The 17,476-nt window shown below is 70.6% G+C and carries 16 protein-coding genes; 12 read left to right on the top strand and 4 right to left on the bottom strand.

The annotated features are described in order from the left end of the window. Positions 1-49 precede the first annotated feature (49 nt). On the bottom strand, positions 50-1,075 hold the full coding sequence (locus tag ACTJKO_RS14175) for a TerC family protein (RefSeq protein ID WP_440689786.1): 1,026 nt from the start codon (positions 1,073-1,075) through the stop codon (positions 50-52). 205 nt (positions 1,076-1,280) lie between these two features. Between ACTJKO_RS14175 and ftsY the strand changes: the two genes are divergently transcribed. Both ftsY and ACTJKO_RS14165 read left to right on the top strand, forming a co-directional pair. After that, the gene (gene ftsY, locus ACTJKO_RS14170; protein ID WP_440689785.1) at positions 1,281-2,150 is read left to right on the top strand and encodes a signal recognition particle-docking protein FtsY; all 870 of its coding nucleotides are present in this window, start codon (positions 1,281-1,283) and stop codon (positions 2,148-2,150) included. Positions 2,151-2,230: 80 nt separating this feature from the next. After that, positions 2,231-2,389: a hypothetical protein gene (locus tag ACTJKO_RS14165; RefSeq protein ID WP_171898750.1), complete on the top strand. Its 159-nt coding sequence runs from the start codon at positions 2,231-2,233 to the stop codon at positions 2,387-2,389. A 67-nt stretch (positions 2,390-2,456) separates the two neighbouring features. On the opposite strand, the gene lipA is transcribed toward ACTJKO_RS14165, so the two are convergent. Both lipA and lipB read right to left on the bottom strand, forming a co-directional pair. Beyond that, a complete protein-coding gene (gene lipA / locus ACTJKO_RS14160) occupies positions 2,457-3,440 on the bottom strand; it encodes a lipoyl synthase (RefSeq protein WP_440689784.1) in 984 nt (327 codons plus the stop codon). Then, positions 3,437-4,186 carry a lipoyl(octanoyl) transferase LipB gene (lipB, locus tag ACTJKO_RS14155; RefSeq protein ID WP_440689782.1) on the bottom strand — a complete coding sequence of 250 codons (750 nt, stop codon included), beginning with the start codon at positions 4,184-4,186 and terminating at the stop codon, positions 3,437-3,439. The genes lipA and lipB overlap by 4 nt, the downstream gene beginning before the upstream one ends. Before the next feature lie 93 nt (positions 4,187-4,279). Between lipB and ACTJKO_RS14150 the strand changes: the two genes are divergently transcribed. Together ACTJKO_RS14150 and ffh are read left to right on the top strand one after the other, a co-directional pair. Next, positions 4,280-4,939 carry a VOC family protein gene (locus tag ACTJKO_RS14150; protein WP_440689780.1) on the top strand — a complete coding sequence of 220 codons (660 nt, stop codon included), beginning with the start codon at positions 4,280-4,282 and terminating at the stop codon, positions 4,937-4,939. Between the two features lie 45 nt (positions 4,940-4,984). Beyond that, positions 4,985-6,544, top strand: a complete 1,560-nt coding sequence (ffh, locus tag ACTJKO_RS14145; protein WP_440689778.1) for a signal recognition particle protein — start codon at positions 4,985-4,987, stop codon at positions 6,542-6,544. A 69-nt stretch (positions 6,545-6,613) separates the two neighbouring features. Here ffh and ACTJKO_RS14140 read toward each other — a convergent pair whose 3' ends face one another. Next, the gene (locus ACTJKO_RS14140) at positions 6,614-7,753 is read right to left on the bottom strand and encodes a glutamate--cysteine ligase (RefSeq protein WP_440689855.1); all 1,140 of its coding nucleotides are present in this window, start codon (positions 7,751-7,753) and stop codon (positions 6,614-6,616) included. 118 nt (positions 7,754-7,871) lie between these two features. On the opposite strand from ACTJKO_RS14140, the gene aroA reads away from it, so the two are divergent. The 8 genes from aroA (at position 7,872) to trmD (ending at position 17,394) form a co-directional block, all read left to right on the top strand. Beyond that, positions 7,872-11,024, top strand: a complete 3,153-nt coding sequence (aroA, locus tag ACTJKO_RS14135; protein WP_440689776.1) for a 3-phosphoshikimate 1-carboxyvinyltransferase — start codon at positions 7,872-7,874, stop codon at positions 11,022-11,024. 4 nt (positions 11,025-11,028) lie between these two features. Continuing rightward, a complete protein-coding gene (locus tag ACTJKO_RS14130) occupies positions 11,029-12,186 on the top strand; it encodes an acyl-CoA dehydrogenase family protein (protein ID WP_440689774.1) in 1,158 nt (385 codons plus the stop codon). A gap of 82 nt (positions 12,187-12,268) precedes the next feature. After that, positions 12,269-13,093 carry an SDR family oxidoreductase gene (locus tag ACTJKO_RS14125; protein WP_440689772.1) on the top strand — a complete coding sequence of 275 codons (825 nt, stop codon included), beginning with the start codon at positions 12,269-12,271 and terminating at the stop codon, positions 13,091-13,093. Positions 13,094-13,097: 4 nt separating this feature from the next. Beyond that, positions 13,098-15,290, top strand: coding sequence for an oxidoreductase (locus tag ACTJKO_RS14120; RefSeq protein ID WP_440689770.1), 2,193 nt, complete (start codon positions 13,098-13,100; stop codon positions 15,288-15,290). 168 nt (positions 15,291-15,458) lie between these two features. Further along, entirely contained in the window at positions 15,459-15,881 is a 423-nt protein-coding gene (rpsP, locus tag ACTJKO_RS14115; RefSeq protein WP_440689768.1) for a 30S ribosomal protein S16, read from the top strand. A gap of 4 nt (positions 15,882-15,885) precedes the next feature. Beyond that, positions 15,886-16,122: an RNA-binding protein gene (locus ACTJKO_RS14110; protein WP_022902329.1), complete on the top strand. Its 237-nt coding sequence runs from the start codon at positions 15,886-15,888 to the stop codon at positions 16,120-16,122. Between the two features lie 19 nt (positions 16,123-16,141). Then, on the top strand, positions 16,142-16,702 hold the full coding sequence (gene rimM, locus ACTJKO_RS14105) for a ribosome maturation factor RimM (RefSeq protein ID WP_440689766.1): 561 nt from the start codon (positions 16,142-16,144) through the stop codon (positions 16,700-16,702). A gap of 2 nt (positions 16,703-16,704) precedes the next feature. Next, positions 16,705-17,394, top strand: coding sequence for a tRNA (guanosine(37)-N1)-methyltransferase TrmD (gene trmD, locus ACTJKO_RS14100; protein ID WP_440689764.1), 690 nt, complete (start codon positions 16,705-16,707; stop codon positions 17,392-17,394). Positions 17,395-17,476 lie beyond the last annotated feature (82 nt).

Below are 17,476 nucleotides of genomic sequence, written 5' to 3'. Positions count from 1 at the left end.
GGAGGCGCGGTGCGAGCCCGCACCGCGCCTCCCGTCCGCCCGGCGCCCGCTAGTTCGCGTCCGCCTCGACCGTCCGCTGCGACCCCGTCGGGGTGAGCCCGCGCTTCTGCCGCCTGCTCGACACCACGAGCGACGCGACCGTCGCGACGGCGATCGTCGCCATGATGAAGCTCAGCGAGAACCAGATCGGGATCTCCGGCGCCCACTCGATGTGCTCCCCGCCGTTGATGAACGGCAGCTCGTTGACGTGCATGGCGTGGAACACCAGCTTCACGCCGATGAAGCCGAGGATGACGGCGAGCCCCTGCCCGAGGTAGATGAGCCGCTCGAGCAGCCCGGCGATGAGGAAGTACAGCTGCCGCAGTCCGAGCAGCGAGAACGCGTTCGCGGTGAACACGATGAAGGCGTCCTGCGTGAGGCCGAAGATCGCGGGGATGGAGTCGAGCGCGAAGAGCACGTCGGTGAGGCCGATCGCCACCATGACGAGGAGCATCGGCGTGAAGAGCCGCTTGCCGTCCACCTTCGTCGTGAGCCGGTCGCCGTCGTAGTCGTTCGACGTCGGGATGACACGGCGGAGGATGCGGATGAGGCGGGAGTCGCCCTCCTCGGCGCCGTGCTCGTCGCCGCCGCGGGCCTGCGACCACGCGAGCCAGAACAGCAGCGCACCGAACAGGTAGAACACCCACGAGAAGTTGTCGATGATCGTCACGCCGAGCGCGATGAACACACCACGGGCCGCCAGCGCGATCGCGACGCCGACGAGGAGCACCTTCTGCTGGAACTCCTTCGGCACCGCGAAGCTCGTCATGATGATGAGGAAGACGAACAGGTTGTCGACCGAGAGCGCCTTCTCGGTCAGCCACCCGGCGAAGTACTCACCACCGGCCTGGTGTCCGCCGAACACCCACACGCCGACGCCGAACGCGATCGCGAGGGCGATGTACACGACGGACCAGAACGCGGACTCGCGGATGTGCGGCACGTGCGGCGTCCGCACGTGCGAGAAGAAGTCGAACACCAGCAGCGCCAGGATGCCGGCGATGGTGATGAGCCAGACGGAGAGATGGACGTCCATCGAGTTCCCTTCAGGGGGCGTACCGGGGTACGCCGAGGCCTGAAGGTCTCTTCCGCCGGTCCGCCGCGAGTGCGGGAACCGACCGGCGCCCCGGATCCGGATCGTCCCGGACCGTACTGACGAGGTCGCCGAGGAGGAATACTCCCCTTCGTGTCCACGAGCATACCGGGCACGGCGGACGAGCGCCGCGCTCTAAGCTGGGAGCATGGCGAGTTCCTGGTCACTGTCCTCCCGGCTGCGCGGGCTGTTCCAGCGCAAGACGATCGACGAGACCACGTGGGACGACCTCGAGACCGCACTCATCGGGGCGGACTTCGGCCCCGACATCTCCGAGCAGATCATCGAGGACCTGCACGCCCGCGTCGACCGGTACGGCACGACCGACCCCGCCGACCTGCAGCGCATGCTCCGTGAGGTGCTCGAGGAACGGCTCTCGAAGCTCGACACGACCCTCAAGCTGAGCAACCGGCCCGCGGTGGTGCTCGTCGTCGGCGTGAACGGCGTCGGCAAGACCACCACGATCGGCAAGTTTGCCAAGTTCCTCAAGACCTACGACCGCAGCGTCGTCGTCGGCGCGGCGGACACGTTCCGTGCTGCCGCTGTCGAGCAGGTCGCCACGTGGGCCGAGCGCGCCGGCGTCGACGTCGTCCGTCCTGCCCAGCCGGGGCAGGACCCGGCCTCGGTCGCGTACCAGACCGTCGAGAAGGCCATGCGCGAGGGCACCGAGATCGTGGTCATCGACACCGCGGGTCGGCTGCACACCAAGGCCGGGCTCATGGACGAGCTGTCGAAGATCAAGCGTGTCGTCGAGAAGCAGACCGAGATCGCCGAGGTGCTCCTCGTCCTCGACGCGACGACGGGGCAGAACGGCCTCGCCCAGGCGCAGGCGTTCATCGAGGGCGCGGGCGTCACCGGGCTCGTCATCACCAAGCTCGACGGTTCCGCCAAGGCCGGCTTCGTGCTGAGCGTGCAGGAGAAGACCGGCATCCCGATCAAGCTCATCGGGCAGGGTGAGGGCATCAACGACCTGACGGGTTTCACACCGCACGTGTTCGTGCAGAACCTCGTCGGCTGAACGGTCTGACAGCGGGCTGAACGTGGGCTGAGCGATCGGTGTACCGTCTGCGCCGTACCGCTCACCAAGAAGGAGTTGCCATGCCCGCCCTGCTGATCATCGCGATCATCGTCGGTCTCGTCCTGCTCTTCAGCGGCATCTTCGTCGGTGCCCTGAAGTTCCTGCTCTGGATCGGGATCGTGCTCATCCTGCTGTCCGTCATCGGTTGGCTGCTCAGGAGCATCCGCGGCCGCGCGTAGTCGCGACCCATCGACGGACGGGAGGCGCGGTGCCNCACCGCGCCTCCCGTCCGTCGTCGACGCTGCGTCAGACCGCCTGCCGACCCGGCGCCGCCTCGAGCAGGTGCGCCAGGTGCGCCGGGACGGAGCCGCCCCGCGCGACCGTCGCCCGCGCCCACAGGCGCCCGGCCCGGTACGACGAGCGGACCAGCGGCCCGGCGAGCACGCCCGCGAACCCCATCCGCTCCGCGACCTCCCGGAGTTCGACGAACTCCTCCGGCTCCACCCACCGCGCGACCGGCAGGTGCCTCGGCGACGGCCGGAGGTACTGCGTCAGCGTGATGATGTCCGTGCCGGCGTCGTGCAGGCGCTGCAGGGCGTCCTCGACCTCGTCGCGCTCCTCGCCCATCCCGAGGATGAGGTTCGACTTCGTGACGAGACCGGCGTCCCGGCCCTGCGTGAGGACGTCGAGGGAGCGTTCGAACCGGAACGCCGGGCGGATCCGCTTGAAGATCCGGGGGACCGTCTCGACGTTGTGCGCGAAGACCTCCGGTCGCGCGTCGAAGACCTGCCCGAGCTGGTCGGGTCGGCCGTTGAAGTCCGGCACGAGGATCTCCACGCCGGTGCCGGGGGAGTGCTCGTGGATCGCGCGGATCGTCTCGGCGTAGAGCCACGCGCCACCGTCGTCGAGGTCGTCCCGGGCGACCCCGGTCACGGTCGCGTACTTGAGGCCCATCGACACGACGGAGTCGGCGACCCGCCGTGGCTCGTCGCGGTCGAGCGGCTCCGGACGCCCGGTGTCGATCTGGCAGAAGTCGCACCGCCGCGTGCACTGGGAGCCGCCGATGAGGAAGGTGGCTTCGCGGTCCTCCCAGCACTCGAAGATGTTCGGGCAGCCGGCCTCCTGGCAGACGGTGTGCAGCTGCTGGTCCCGCACCAGGCCGGAGAGCGCGCGGAACTCCGGGCCCTGCGTGGCGCGCGTCTTGATCCACGCCGGCTTCGTCTCGATGGGCGTCGCGGCGTTGCGTGCCTCGACGCGGAGCATGCGGCGGCCTTCCGGGGCGAGGGTCATGCGAGGGTTTCCTGTCGGTCAGCGGTTCGGTCCGGTCCGGCCTGGAGGCGCGGTCCGGCTGTCGTGGATCGGGTCGCGTCGGCGATGCGCCGGCCTTCGTGCATGCCGTCGACCGCGTCCTGCACCCGTGCGGCGACCAGGTCGGCGACACGGTCGACGCTGACGGGTGCCCGGCCGACGGCGGCTGCTGCGAGGCTCAGGGTCGTGACGCCTGCGTCCGAGATGCCGCACGGCACGATCGCCGCGTAGGCGTCGAGCGCGTTGTCGCAGTTGATCGCGATCCCGTGGCTCGTGACGCCCTCGGCGACGTGCAGCCCGATCGCGCCGACCTTGGCGTGCGGCGCACCGTCCTCGCCCCGGACCCACGCACCGCTCCGGCCCTCGACACGCTCGGCGCGGACACCCACGGCCGCGGCGACGTCGATGATGACCTGCTCGAGGTCCCGCACCCACGCCAGGACGTCGAGCGGCTCGACGAGTCGGACGATCGGGTAGGCGACGAGTTGTCCCGGCCCGTGCCAGGTGATCCGGCCGCCACGGTCGACTTCGACCACGGGGGAGCCGTCCGTCGGCAGGTCGGAGGGTTCCGTGCGACGCCCCGCGGTGTACACGGACGGGTGCTCGCAGAGGACGACGGCACCGGGCGAGCGTCCCGCGACGACGTCGGCGTGGAGTGCCTGCTGGAGGGCCAGTCCGTCCGCGTGGGCGAGCAGGCCGCGGGGGCGGACGATCGCGAGTTCCGGCATGCGCGCCAGGCTACGGCAGTTTCTGGACGCCGTCCAACAACGTGGGAGGACCGGTCTTGACCTCAAGTGCGGTTGAGACGCTCAGATGGGGCCATGCACATCCGACAGGTCCAGCTCACGACACGTTCGATCGACGAGACCGCGAGGTTCTACACACGGCTCGGCTGCGAGGTCACCATCGACCGGGAGACCGCCAGCGTGACCGTCGGGTCGACACGACTGGTGTTCCGCGCGCTCGAGGAGATGACCGGCGCCCACCACCTCGCGTTCACGATCCCGACCGGCACGTTCGCCGCAGCCAAGGCCTGGGTCGGCACCGTGGCCACCCTCCTGGGGAGCGCCGACGTCGACGAGTTCGAGGGACCGCCCGGCTGGAACTCGCGGTCGGTCTACTTCGAGGGCCCGGACGAGCAGCTCCTCGAACTCATCGAGCGGCGGGACCTCGGTCCTGGTCCGGGCGCCGTCGCCCCCGACGTCGCTCCCGGGCTCGTGTCCGTCAGCGAGGTCGGCATCGCCGTGCCCGACGTCCTGGGCGCCGTCGAGCTCCTCCGTCGCCACGGACTCGAGCCGTACGCCGACGCACCCGCCGCGGAGTTCGCGCCCGTCGGTGACGTCGACGGACTGCTCATCCTCGTGTCGCCCGGGCGCATGTGGTTCCCGACCCTCGACCGGACTCCCTCCACCGCTCCCGTCGTGCTCGACATCGGGCTCGGGAGCACCGTCGAACTGGCACCGGCCGTCCTCCTGCGGTGAACGGTCACCGACGGCGAGCGGTGGGCCTTGTAGAATCGACGGATCATGGCGCAATTCGGCTCACTCTCCGATCGGCTGACCGAGACCTTCCGCAACCTGCGGAGCAAGGGTCGTCTGTCCCCGTCCGACGTCGACGGCACCGTCCGCGAGATCCGCCGGGCGCTGCTCGACGCGGACGTCGCGCTCGAGGTCGTCAAGGCGTTCACCGCCTCGGTGCGGGAGCGTGCGCTCTCGGACGAGGTCAACAAGGCGCTCAACCCGGCGCAGCAGGTCGTCCAGATCGTCAACGAGGAGCTCGTCGGCATCCTCGGTGGTCAGCAGCGCCGCCTCGAGTTCGCGAAGCGGCCGCCGACGGTCATCATGCTGGCGGGTCTGCAGGGTGCGGGCAAGACCACGCTCGCCGGCAAGCTCGGCAAGTGGCTCAAGAAGGACGGCCACACCCCGATGCTCGTCGCGGCGGACCTCCAGCGTCCGAACGCGGTGCAGCAGCTCCAGGTCGTCGGCGAACAAGCCGGCGTGCACGTCTTCGCGCCGGAGCCGGGCAACGGCGTCGGCGACCCGGTCAAGGTCGCGAAGAACGCGATCAAGGCCGCGGTCGACCAGCAGTACGACACCGTGATCGTGGACACCGCCGGCCGACTCGGCGTCGACGCCGAGCTCATGAAGCAGGCCGCGAACATCCGCAAGGCCGTCGACCCGGACGAGGTCCTGTTCGTCATCGACGCGATGATCGGTCAGGACGCCGTCGCGACCGCTCGTGCCTTCCAGGAAGGCGTCGACTTCACCGGCGTCGTCCTGTCGAAGCTCGACGGCGACGCCCGCGGTGGTGCCGCCCTGTCGGTCGCGAGCGTGACCGGCCGCCCGATCATGTTCGCCTCCACGGGTGAAGGCCTCGACGACTTCGAGCCGTTCCACCCGGACCGCATGGCGAGCCGCATCCTCGACCTCGGTGACATCCTCTCGCTCATCGAACAGGCGCAGTCCGCGTTCGACGAGGAAGAAGCACGCAAGGTCGCCGAGAAGATCGCGAGCGACTCGTTCACGCTCAACGACTTCCTCGAGCAGATGCAGCAGCTCCGGAAGGCCGGTTCGATCAAGGGCATGCTCGGCATGCTCCCCGGCGCGAAGGGCATGCGCGAGGCACTCGACAACTTCGACGAGGGCGAGATCGTCCGCACCGAGGCGATCATCCAGTCGATGACGAAGCAGGAGCGCGAGCTCCCGAAGCTCCTCAACGGCTCCCGCCGACTCCGCATCGCGAAGGGCTCCGGCACCACGGTGACCGAGGTCAACGCCCTCGTGAACCGCTTCGAGCAGGCGGCGAAGATGATGAAGACGGTCGCGCGCGGCGGTGTGCCGCAGATGCCCGGCATGGGTCCGATCCCGGGCATGCACGGTGGCAAGAAGAAGCAGCAGCCGGCCGGTGGCAAGAAGAAGAAGGTCGGCAACCCCGCGAAGCGCGCGGCACTCGCGTCCGGTGCGGCCGCGCAGCCGCAGCAGCAGACGCCGAAGGGCTCGGGCTTCGGGTTCGGCGGGGGCGCCAAGGGCGGCAAGGCGCCGACCGAGGAAGAGCTGGCGAGCCTGCAGAAGTTCCTGGGACGCTAGCGCGACCCATCAGCAGACAGGAGGCCCGTGGCGCATCCGCCACGGGCCTCCCGTCCGTCTCGCCGTCGTTCAGAGCGACTCGCGCAGCTCCGTCACCAGGTGCCGGACGACCGCGCGCAGGTCGCCGCCGTTCTCCTGCGCGACCCGCAGCTGCCGCTGGTACGACGCGCCGTCGGCGATCATCGTGTCGAGGTGGTGCAGTTCCTCCTGGCAGCCGAGACGCTCCGCGACGGGGTCGAGCCGCTCGACGAGGTCGTGCACCTCGTCCGTCACGAGCCGTTCGTCCCCGGCCGCGTTGGTGATGATCTCGGCCTCCATGCCGTACCGTGCCGCGCGCCACTTGTTCTCGCGGACGAACCAGGGCTGCATGGTCGGGAGGGTCTCGCCAGCGTCGAGCCGGTCGGACATCGTCGTGACGAGGCACTGGACGAGCGCGGTGACGGCACCGACCTCGTGCAGCGTGGAGATGCCGTCGGACACGCGGTTCTCGAGCGTGCCCCACCCGGGCGACGGCCGGATGTCCCACCGCAGGTCCTTGACGCCCTCGATCACGCCGGTCCGCGTGAGGTCGTCGACGACCTCCTCGAAGTTCGCCCACGCGCCCAGCGCCGGGGGGAGGCCGCCGGTGGGCAGCTGCTGGAACATGAGCGCGCGGTTCGACGCGTACCCGGTGTCGGTGCCCGCCCAGAACGGGCTCGACGCGGTGAACGCCTGCAGGTGCGGCACGTAGGCGAGCATCGCGCCGAGGATCGGGAGCGCCTTGTCACGGTCGTCGATGCCGACGTGGACATGGACGCCCCAGATGAGCATCTGCCGTCCCCACCACCGGGTCCGGTCGATCAGGGTGTTGTAGTGCTCGCTGTCCGGGGTGATCTCCTGCTGGTCCCACACCGCGAACGGGTGGGTCCCGGAGCACATCACCTGCGCGTCGAGCGGTTCGGCGGCGTCGATGACCTCACCGATCACCCCGGAGAGCTCGCTCGTGGCGTCCCCGACGCGGGAGTGCACGCTGCTGACGACCTCGACCGTGTTCGTCAGCAGCTCTTCGGTCACCCGGTCCGGGTCGCCCAGCCGTTCCTGCACCGCGGCGATGACCGCGGGCGCCCGCGGACTGAGGTCACCGGTGTCGCGGTCGACCAGGGGGAGCTCCCACTCGACGCCGATCGTCGACGGGCGGGACTCGGTGAAGCGGATGTCCATGCTGTACATCCTGCCCGGCTGGTTGTCGGACACGCACAAGGATCACCGCCCCCGGTCGTGGCTGTCCGATTCACAGTAGATGCACACCGGGCGTACCGTAGAGACGCTCAACACGGAAGAGGTACGCATGCAGCTGGTCGTGCGCGGTACGTCCGCACCGCTCGTCGGAGAACTCGACATCCCGGTCTCGAAGTACCACGCGCACCGTGCGCTGGTGCTCGCGTCCCTGGCAGAGGGGACGAGCATCGTCTCCGGCATCAGCGCGACCCGGCAGGTCGAATGGACCGTCGGCACGCTCCGTGCCCTCGGCGTCGACGTCAAGCGGCGCGGGAACGAGTACCACGTCACGGGTCTCGGGGGGCGCTACCAGGCCACCGACGTCGTCGACCACGGGTCGCGCGGCGCGGACGGCATCCTCAACATGGGCTCGTCCGGCACGACGCTCTACTTCATGACCGGCTTGGCGTCGCTCGCGGACAAGCCGATGACGCTCTCGGGGATGAAGTACTTCCAGCGCCGCCCGATCAAGGCGCTGCTCACCTCCCTGACGCAGATGGGCATCGAGCTCGAGGCGACGAACGACTGCCCGCCGGTGACGGTCCAGCCGAAGCGCCCGCGCGGCGGTGACGTGCAGATCGCCGGCACCCTGTCGCAGTGGATCTCCGGTCTGCTGCTCGTGGCTCCGTTCGCCGAGCAGGAGACCCGCATCCACATCACGGGTGGGCGGCTCAACGAACAGCCCTACGTCGAGCTGACGGTGCGCATGATGCGGCAGTTCGGGCTCACCGTCGAGGTGTCCGACGACTGGCTCGAGTACCGGATCCCGGCGAACCAGACGGCCACCCCGCACGACTACGTGATCCCGCCGGACATCGGCTCGGCGGCGTTCGGCATCGCCGCGGCCGGCATCCGCGAGTCGAACGTGCTCCTGCGTGGCATGACGGCGTTCACGACCGCCGAGACCGACCACCCGGAGAGCGAGTTCCTCGACCTCGCCAGCGCCATGGGCGTCCCGATGCGGATCGACGAGGAGACCGGCTTCGTGCGCATCGAGCACGACGGCTCCCCGCTGCGCGCGCTCGACATCGACTGCCAACCGATCCCGGACCTGCTGCCGATCCTGTCCACGATGGCGACCTTCGCCGAGGGCACGACGAGGCTCTGGAACGTCGCGCACATCCGGCTGAAGGAGTCCGACCGCGTGGCCGCGATGCTCCAGCTCAACCGGATGGGCGGCCGCGCCGAGCAGGGCGCTGACGAGCTCCGCGTGACGGGCGTCGGACCGGGCGAGCTGCACGGATCACCGATGTCGTCGTTCAACGACCACCGCGTGCTCATGTCGCTCGCGGTCGCCGCGTCGAAGGCCGAGGGCGTGTCGTCGCTCACCTACCCGCGGGCCTACCGGATCTCGTACCCGACGTTCCTCGAGGCGATGAACTCCGTCGGCCTCGACATGGAGGTCGGTGACGCGCCCGCCGCAGAAGCCGCGCGCGACGACCGGATCGACGCCGTGGCCGCCGCTGCGGAGAGCACCGACCTCGGCGACGAGCAGGAGACGACGACGAGCGGCCTGCCCGAGCTCGCCGGTGTCGACGCCGACCCGCTGGTGCTCAGCGAGAAGGTGCGCCGGCTCTCCGAGGAGGACCCGGACGGCCTCGCGGTCATCGAGGTCGGCGGTCCGGAGCCCGTGAACACGACGTGGCGCGAGCTGCAGGACGAGGCCGACAAGGTCTCCGCGCTGCTCCTCGAACTCGGCGTCCGCACGGGGGAGTCCGTGGCGATGCAGCTGCCGAACTGGCGGGAGTTCGTGTCGATCACCCTCGGCGCGATCCAGATCGGTGCCGTCGCGACGCCGATCATGCCGGTGTTCGGACCCCGCGAGACGACCATGACGCTCGCCCGGTCCCGCGCCCGTGTCGTGTTCCTGCCGAACGTCTTCCGCAAGCGCCGTCCGGCGCTGGAGCTCCTCGACGTCGTCGACGAGGCGAAGGCGCAGAAGCGTCGGCTCTCGGTCGAGCACGTCGTCGTGCTCCGCGCCGAGGCCCGCGGCCAGGCGGACAGCCCGACGAACCAGCCGCCGCTGCCGGCCGACGCCGCCGAGCGCGTGGCGGCGAGCGAGTGGAACTGGCGGTACTTCGACACCGCCCTCGACTCGGTGCAGGTGGACGTCGACCAGATCCGGTCGCACGCGCCGGGCCCGGACGACGTCTGCCAGCTGCTCTTCACCTCCGGCACCACCGGTGAGCCGAAGGGCGTGCAGCACCCGCACCGCACCCTGGGGCTCGCGACCGCGATGCACGTCGCCCAGTCCGGCCTGACGAGCGAGGACCGCATCTACATCCCCTCGCCGCTGGCGCACCAGACCGGGTTCCTGTACGGCATGCTCCTGGCCTTCCGGCTGGGTGCCCCGCAGGTCATCCAGCCCGTGTGGGACGGCACCGTTGCCCTCGAGCAGGCGTTCGGCGCCGCGAAGGCGACGTTCGTGCAGTGCGCGACGCCGTTCCTGACCGACCTCGTCGACCTCGTCGAGGCCGGTGCCGACGCGCCGGAGTCGCTGCGGATCTTCGTGCCGACCGGCGCGGCCGTCCCGCGCGCCCTAGCACAGCGGGCCAGCACGGTCCTCGGCAGTGCGATCCTCGGCGCCTTCGGCACGAGCGAGACCTGCCTCGGTGCCCTGTCGAGCCCGGACGACGACCCGGCGGACGCGTACGGCCACGACGGTCGGGCGCTCCCGGGCATCACGATCCGCATCGTCGACGACGAGGGCAACGAGCTCCCGGCCGACACCGAGGGCAACTTCGAGCTGTTCTCGCCGACGATGTTCGACGGCTACCTCGACCGCCCGGACCTCACGGACGACGTCTTCACCGAGGACGGCTGGTACCGGACCGGGGACCTCGCGAAGGTGTCCGAGAAGGGCTTCCTCTCGATCACCGGTCGCGTCAAGGACGTCATCAACCGCGGTGGCGAGAAGATCCCGGTCGTGGAGATCGAGAACCTCCTCTACCAGCACCCGCTCGTGACCGACGTCGCGATCGTCGCGATGCCGGACGCCCGGCTCGGGGAGCGCGCGTGCGCCTTCGTCGTGTCGGCGCGCCAGGGTGAGACGCTCGCCTTCGGTGCGATGCAGCAGTACCTCGAGGCCGCCGGTGTCAGCAAGTACTACTGGCCCGAGCGACTCGAGTACATCGCCGAACTGCCGCGCAACGCGGTCGGCAAGGTCCAGAAGAACGTCCTGCGGGAGCAGGCGGCCGCGCTCGTCGCGACGAAGGAGAAGTAAGCAGATGACGACGTTCGACGAGAACGCCTTCCAGCAGCTCAAGGCCGAGGTCACGGAGTGGGTCCGTGGCCGCGGCGAGGAGTGGGCCCAGGAGATCGAGCGCACCGGCCACGTCGCGCCCGAGCTCTTCCAGGAACTCAAGGACAAGGGCTGGCTGTCGCTCGCGGCGCCGGAGGAACTCGGCGGCCGCGCCATCCCGTTCTCCCGCTACCTCGAGGTCATGGAGATCGTCTCGCGGTCCCACGCATCGATCCGCATGCTCGTGCACGTCATCAACGGCACCTGGCGCGCGATGCAGCCGTACGCGACGCCGGAGCAGATCGAGCAGGTCGTGAAGCCGAGCGTGGCGGGCGACAAGCTCGTCGCGTTCACGCTGACCGAGGCGACCGCCGGCACCGGCGCGGACATCCGCACCACGGTGCGGCGCGAGGGCGACACCTACGTGATGAACGGCGAGAAGCACCTCATCACCTTCGGCGTGAAGTGCGACTACTGGCTCATCGCCGCTCGTCTCGAGGGCACCACGGGGCAGGAGGGCACGGTCGCGTTCCTCATGCCGAACAGCGGCCTGCCGGGCGCCGAGGTGATCGACGACTCGGACACCATGGGCATCCGCGGGACCGACCACGCCATCCTCCGCTTCACCGAGACGCCGATCCCCGCCTCCGCCCGGCTGGGCGAGGAAGGGCAGGGCCTCGAGGTCGCCCTCGGCGGCTTCCTCCTGCCGAGCCGCGTCTCGGTCGCGATGAGCGCCGTCGGCCTCGCCGAGCGCGCCAACGAGCTCGCCGTGGAGTACGCCAACACCCGCGAGACGTTCGGCAAGAAGCTCGCCACCCGTCAGGCGATCCAGTTCTACCTGGCCGAGAACTACGCCGACATCGCCGCGGCCCGGGCGCTCGTGCTCGAGGCCGCCCGCGCCTACGAGGAGGACCGCCCGGACGCCGGCACGCTGTCCAGCGCCTCGAAGATGGTCGCCGTCGACATGCTGGCCCGCGTGACCGACAAGGCCCTGCAGGTGCACGGCGGTCAGGGCTACTGGAAGCGCAACGCGATCGAGCGCGTCTACCGTGACGCCCGCGCCCAGCGCTTCGAGGAGGGCACGAACGAGATCCAGAAGCTGGTCGTCGGCCGGGCCGTCGTGACCGGCCAGGCCGGCTTCTAGTCGCTCCCACCCACCGGATGGGAGGCGCGGCGCGGGCCCGCACCGCGCCTCCCGTCCGCCACAACGCACGCAAAGGACAGCAGTGACCGACTCCACCAACGCTCCCATCGCGCTCATCACGGGTGCCTCGCGCGGCATCGGCCGCCTCCTCGCGCAGAAGCTCGGCCAGCGCGGCGTCACCGTGGTGGTGACCTACAAGGGCAACGCCGACCTCGCCGAGGAGTCGCTCGCCGACGTGAAGGCGGCCGGCGGCGACGGGATCACCGCGCAGGTCGACATCGAGCAGCCCGAGTCGATCGACGCGCTGTTCGACCTGGTGCGCGACACGTACGGTCGCCTGGACTACTTCGTCGCGAACGCCGCCGCGAGCGCGTTCAAGCCGGTGAAGGAACTCAAGCTGCACCACCTCGACCGCAGCTACGCGACGAACGCCCGCTCGTTCGTCCTCGGAGCCCAGCGTGCCGCCGAGCTCATGGACAACGGCGGTCGCATCGTCGTCGTGACCTCGTACGGATCGCTGCGGGCGTTCCCGACGTACGCCGCGCTCGGCGCCGCGAAGGCCATGAGCGAGGCGTACACGAAGTACATGGCCGTCGAGTTCGGCCCGCGGCAGATCACCGTCAACGCGGTGAACGGCGGGCTCATCGACACCGACTCGCTCGAGTACTTCTACTCGAAGGTCGCCGGTCAGGCCCCGATGCAGAGCGTCATCGAGAAGCTGCCGCTGCAGCGTCCGGGCACCGCCGACGACATGGCGGACGCGGTCGACTTCCTGCTCTCCGACAAGGCGTCGTACATCACCGGGCAGACGCTGTCGGTGGACGGCGGCCTGACCGTCATCGCGCCGCCGTACTGGGCCGACACGACGTCGCCGCTGCGTGACGCGGTCCTGCCTCCGGCAGAGTAGGCACATGAGCACCGTCGCCATGCCCGACCTCGCCGTCGTCTCCTCGCCGTGGACGCTCGGACCCCTGACCCTGCCCAACCGGGTGGTGATGGGTTCGATGCACACCGGGCTCGAGGTGCACGACGACGGCGGGGCAGGCATGGCGGCGTTCTACCGGGAACGCGCCGCCGGGGGTGCCGCCTGCATCATCACGGGCGGCATCGCGGTGAGCGACGAGGCCCGCGGCGGTCCGGACTTCGCGGTCTTCGGCGTCGGGGGAGCGGACGAACGCTTCCGCGTCGCCGTCGACGCGGTGCACCAGGAGGGCGGCACGATCCTCGCGCAGCTCTTCCACGCGGGCCGGTACGCGTTGGTGGGCGGCATGGTCGACCGGCACGGTGAGCCGCAGCGGGCCGTCGCCCCGTCGCCGCTGCCGTGGTCCGCGGCGCGCGGCGTGGTGCCGGTCGAGTTGACCGGCGCCGAGGTCGAGCGGACGATCGAGGACTTCGCCGACGCGGCCCGCACGGCCCGGGACATCGGCTTCGACGGTGTCGAGATCATGGCGTCCGAGGGCTACCTCATCAACCAGTTCCAGTCCCCGCTGACGAACCTCCGCGACGACGAGTGGGGCGGCTCGCCGGAGCGTCGGCGGCGCTTCGCGGTCGAGGTCGTGCGTGCCGTGCGTGCCGCCGTCCCCGAACTGGCGGTCACCATCCGGCTGTCCGGCGCCGACCTCATGCCGGGTTCGTCGACCCCGGACGACGTCGACGCGCTCGTGCTCGACCTGCTCCCGCTCGGTGTCGACGGGATCTCGGTCGGCATCGGCTGGCACGAGTCCAGGACGCCGACCGTGCAGGCCGCCGTGCCGCACGGTGCCTGGGTGTCCTACGCGTCACGGATCGCCGCGCTCGTCCGCGACTCGGACCACCCGGACGTCAAGGTCATCGCGTCGAACCGGATGACGGACCTCCGCGACGGGGAGGCGGTGCTCGAGGACGGGCTCATCGACGCCGTCGCCCTCGCCCGGCCGTTCCTGGCCGACCCGGCCATCGTGAACCGGTCGCTCGCCGGCGCCTTCGACCTCGTCAACACCTGCATCGGCTGCAACCAGGCCTGCCTCGACCGCTCGATCATCGGCCAGCCCGTCTCGTGCCTCGTCAACCCGCGGGCCGCGCGCGAGGTCGCGTTCCCCGCTCGCCCGACGGCGTCCCCGAAGCGGGTCGACGTCGTCGGTGGCGGGCCGGCCGGGCTCGCGGCAGCGGTCGACGCCGCGCGCCGTGGTCACACGGTCACGCTCTGGGAGGCGTCCGACCGGCTCGGCGGCCAGTTCGACCTCGCCGCCCTCGTGCCGGGCAAGGAGGACTACGCCGCGACCGTCCGCTCCGCGCGCGCCGAGCTCGCCGCACGTGGTGCGACCGTCCACCTCGGACGGGCCGCGACGGCCGCCGACCTCACCGGGAGCGACGCGGTGGTGCTCGCACCCGGGGTCGTCCCCCGTGCGATCGACATCCCGGGGGCCTCGTTGCCCCACGTCCGTTCGTACGAGCAGGCGCTGCGCGAGGGCGTCCCCGCGGGCACGGTGGCGATCATCGGTGGCGGCGGGATCGGTGTCGACACCGCGGCCTTCCTGACCGAGTCGCCGGACGAGGTCCGGCGTGCGGGCGAGTTCGCCGCCCGGTGGGACATCGACGTGTCCGAGACCGTCGTCGGCGACGTGCCGCAGCGGCTGCCGGCGGCGACCCGTGCGCTCCGCCCAGGAAGCGACGTCACGGTCCTGCGACGTTCGGGCAAGTTCGGGCAGGGGATCGGCATCACGTCCCGCTGGGTGGCGGTCGGACGTCTCCGCGACGCCGGCGTGCACATGGTGGGCGGGGTGCAGGAGTACCTCCGCATCGAGCCCGGCGTGCTCTGGATCCGGGACGAGCACGGTGAGGAGCGCGGCGTCCCCGCGGACCACGTCGTCGTCTGTGCCGGACAGGAGCGGGCGACCGGTGTCGTTGCCGAGCGGGGCGGGTCGGAGTCGGGCGGGTCAGCGCCGGGCGGGCTCGCTGCGGGTGACTCGGCTCGGGGTGGCCTGGCTCCGGGTGGGCTCGAGGAGGGCCTCCGCGCGGCCGGCGTGCCGTACGCCGTCGTGGGCGGCGCCCGCGACGCCCGGAGCGTGGACGCGGTCCGCGCGACGTCGGAGGCGCTCGAGGCGGTCCGGCGACTCGCACCCTGACGGCGCGTCCCGACTCGCTTCTCGAGCGGAAACCTGCAAGAATGAACGGTCGAATCGTGTCCGCTCGACCCTCTATCCAGCGGATCACGTTCTCATCGAGCTTCCACCGTGTGTGCCCCCACGCCCGCGGTCCCGGTTCAACCACAACAACACGCAACAGGAGCATTTGTGGCTGTCAAGATCCGTCTCAAGCGTCTCGGGAAGATCCGTGCGCCGTACTACCGTGTCGTCGTCGCCGACTCGCGCACCAAGCGCGACGGTCGCGTGATCGAGGAGATCGGCAAGTACCACCCCACCGAGGAGCCCTCGGTCATCGAGATCAACTCGGACCGTGCGCAGTACTGGCTCGGCGTCGGCGCGCAGCCGACCGAGCAGGTCGCCGCCCTCCTCAAGCTCACGGGCGACTGGGGCAAGTTCAAGGGCGAGGGCAACACCGAGTCCACCGTGAAGACCGCGCAGCCGAAGGAAGCCTTCGTGGCCGACTCGGCGAAGAAGCCGGTCCTCAAGCCGAAGTCGGAGAAGAAGGCCCCCGAGGCCCCCGCCGTCGACGAGGCCGCCAGCGACGACGCCGCCGAGACGACCGAGGCGTAATTCCTTGCTCGAATCCGCGCTGACGCACCTCGTCAAGGGGATCGTCGATCACCCTGACGACGTGCGCGTCGCCAGTTCCACCTCCGCGCGGGGCGAGGTCCTCGAGGTGCGTGTGCACCCCGAGGACCTCGGCCGCGTGATCGGTCGCGCCGGACGGACCGCGAAGGCGCTGCGCACCCTGGTCTCGGCTCTCGCCGACGGCAAGCGGGTGCGTGTCGACGTGGTCGACACCGATTCCTAGGGAGACGACCCAGCTCCGGGTGGGTCGCATCACGAAGGCGCACGGGCTCAAGGGCGGTATCAAGCTCGAGCTCTACACCGACGACCCGGATCGTCGGTTCACGCCGGGAGCGGTCTTCACGCTCCAGGTCCCGGACGACTCGCCCTGGGCCGGCAAGACCATCGCGCTCGAGGAACTCCGCTGGTACAACGGCCACCCGGTCGCCTTCTTCGAGGGCGTCGGGGACCGGACGGCCGCCGAGACCCTCGCGCGAGCGATCCTCTGGGTCGAGCAGGACGCCGACGCCGAGACCGGCGAGGACGATGCCTGGTACGACCACCAGCTCGTCGGGCTGAAGGTGCTCCGCGACGGGGTCGAGGTCGGCACCGTCGCACGGGTCGACCACATGCCCGCACAGGACCTCCTGGCCGTCGACACCCCGTCACGCGGCGAGGTGCTCGTGCCGTTCGTCTCGGCGATCGTGCCCGCCGTCGACATCGCCGCCGGCACCGTCACGGTGACACCGCCCACGGGGCTGTTCGAGGAGCCGGAGGACACCTCGCGCCCCGAGACGGTCACGCCGCCCGCCGCCGAGGACTGATCGTGCGCATCGACATCGTCACGATCTTCCCGGAGTTCTTCTCGGTGCTCGACGTCTCGTTGCTCGGCAAGGCCCGGCAGGACGGACTGCTCGACCTGCACGTGCACGACCTCCGCTCCTGGACGACCGACCGGCACCGCACCGTCGATGACACCCCGTACGGCGGGGGAGCGGGCATGGTCATGAAGCCGGAGCCCTGGGCACAGGCCTTGGAGTCCGTCCTGCGGCCCGACGGCTCGTCCACCCTCGTCGTCCCGACGCCCGCGGGCACCCCGTTCAAGCAGCCCATCGCCCGGTCGCTGGCGCTGGAGCCCCACCTCGTGTTCGCGTGCGGACGGTACGAGGGCATCGACGCGCGGGTGTTCGAGTGGGCGGCGTCACGTTGCTCGGTCGTCGAGCTCTCGCTGGGCGACTACGTGCTGAACGGGGGCGAGGTCGCCGCCATGGCGATGATCGAGGCGGTCGGTCGACTCGTCCCCGGGGTCGTCGGCAACCCCGAGTCGCTCGTCGAGGAATCCCACGAGGACGGCCTCCTGGAGTACCCGTCGTACACGAAGCCGGCGTCCTGGCGTGGTCTCGACGTGCCGGAGGTCCTGCTCAGCGGGCACCACGCCCGCGTCGGAGCGTGGCGGCACGAGCAGCAGGTGGAGCGGACGCGGCGCGTCCGGCCGGACCTGCTGCCGGACGCGTAGGTCCGGCGTCGGCCGGGTTCGGTCGCCGCCGGTCCTCCGGTTCTGGTCGGTCCGGTCCGGTCGGGTCCTGGTCGGTCCGGTC

It is taken from the genome of Curtobacterium sp. 22159, assembly GCF_052045775.1.
In the GTDB taxonomy this organism is placed as follows: Bacteria; Actinomycetota; Actinomycetes; order Actinomycetales; family Microbacteriaceae; genus Curtobacterium.
This window is presented reverse-complemented; position numbering and strand designations above follow the sequence as displayed.

What these genes read in the sequence shown, in the direction of transcription:
- ACTJKO_RS14175 (WP_440689786.1), bottom strand. Translation starts at nt 1,075, where the DNA reads ATGGACGTCCATCTCTCCGTCTGGCTCATCACCATCGCCGGCATCCTG.
- ftsY (WP_440689785.1), top strand. Translation starts at nt 1,281, where the DNA reads ATGGCGAGTTCCTGGTCACTGTCCTCCCGGCTGCGCGGGCTGTTCCAG.
- ACTJKO_RS14165 (WP_171898750.1), top strand. Translation starts at nt 2,231, where the DNA reads ATGCCCGCCCTGCTGATCATCGCGATCATCGTCGGTCTCGTCCTGCTC.
- lipA (WP_440689784.1), bottom strand. Translation starts at nt 3,440, where the DNA reads ATGACCCTCGCCCCGGAAGGCCGCCGCATGCTCCGCGTCGAGGCACGC.
- lipB (WP_440689782.1), bottom strand. Translation starts at nt 4,186, where the DNA reads ATGCCGGAACTCGCGATCGTCCGCCCCCGCGGCCTGCTCGCCCACGCG.
- ACTJKO_RS14150 (WP_440689780.1), top strand. Translation starts at nt 4,280, where the DNA reads ATGCACATCCGACAGGTCCAGCTCACGACACGTTCGATCGACGAGACC.
- ffh (WP_440689778.1), top strand. Translation starts at nt 4,985, where the DNA reads ATGGCGCAATTCGGCTCACTCTCCGATCGGCTGACCGAGACCTTCCGC.
- ACTJKO_RS14140 (WP_440689855.1), bottom strand. Translation starts at nt 7,753, where the DNA reads ATGTACAGCATGGACATCCGCTTCACCGAGTCCCGCCCGTCGACGATC.
- aroA (WP_440689776.1), top strand. Translation starts at nt 7,872, where the DNA reads ATGCAGCTGGTCGTGCGCGGTACGTCCGCACCGCTCGTCGGAGAACTC.
- ACTJKO_RS14130 (WP_440689774.1), top strand. Translation starts at nt 11,029, where the DNA reads ATGACGACGTTCGACGAGAACGCCTTCCAGCAGCTCAAGGCCGAGGTC.
- ACTJKO_RS14120 (WP_440689770.1), top strand. Translation starts at nt 13,098, where the DNA reads ATGAGCACCGTCGCCATGCCCGACCTCGCCGTCGTCTCCTCGCCGTGG.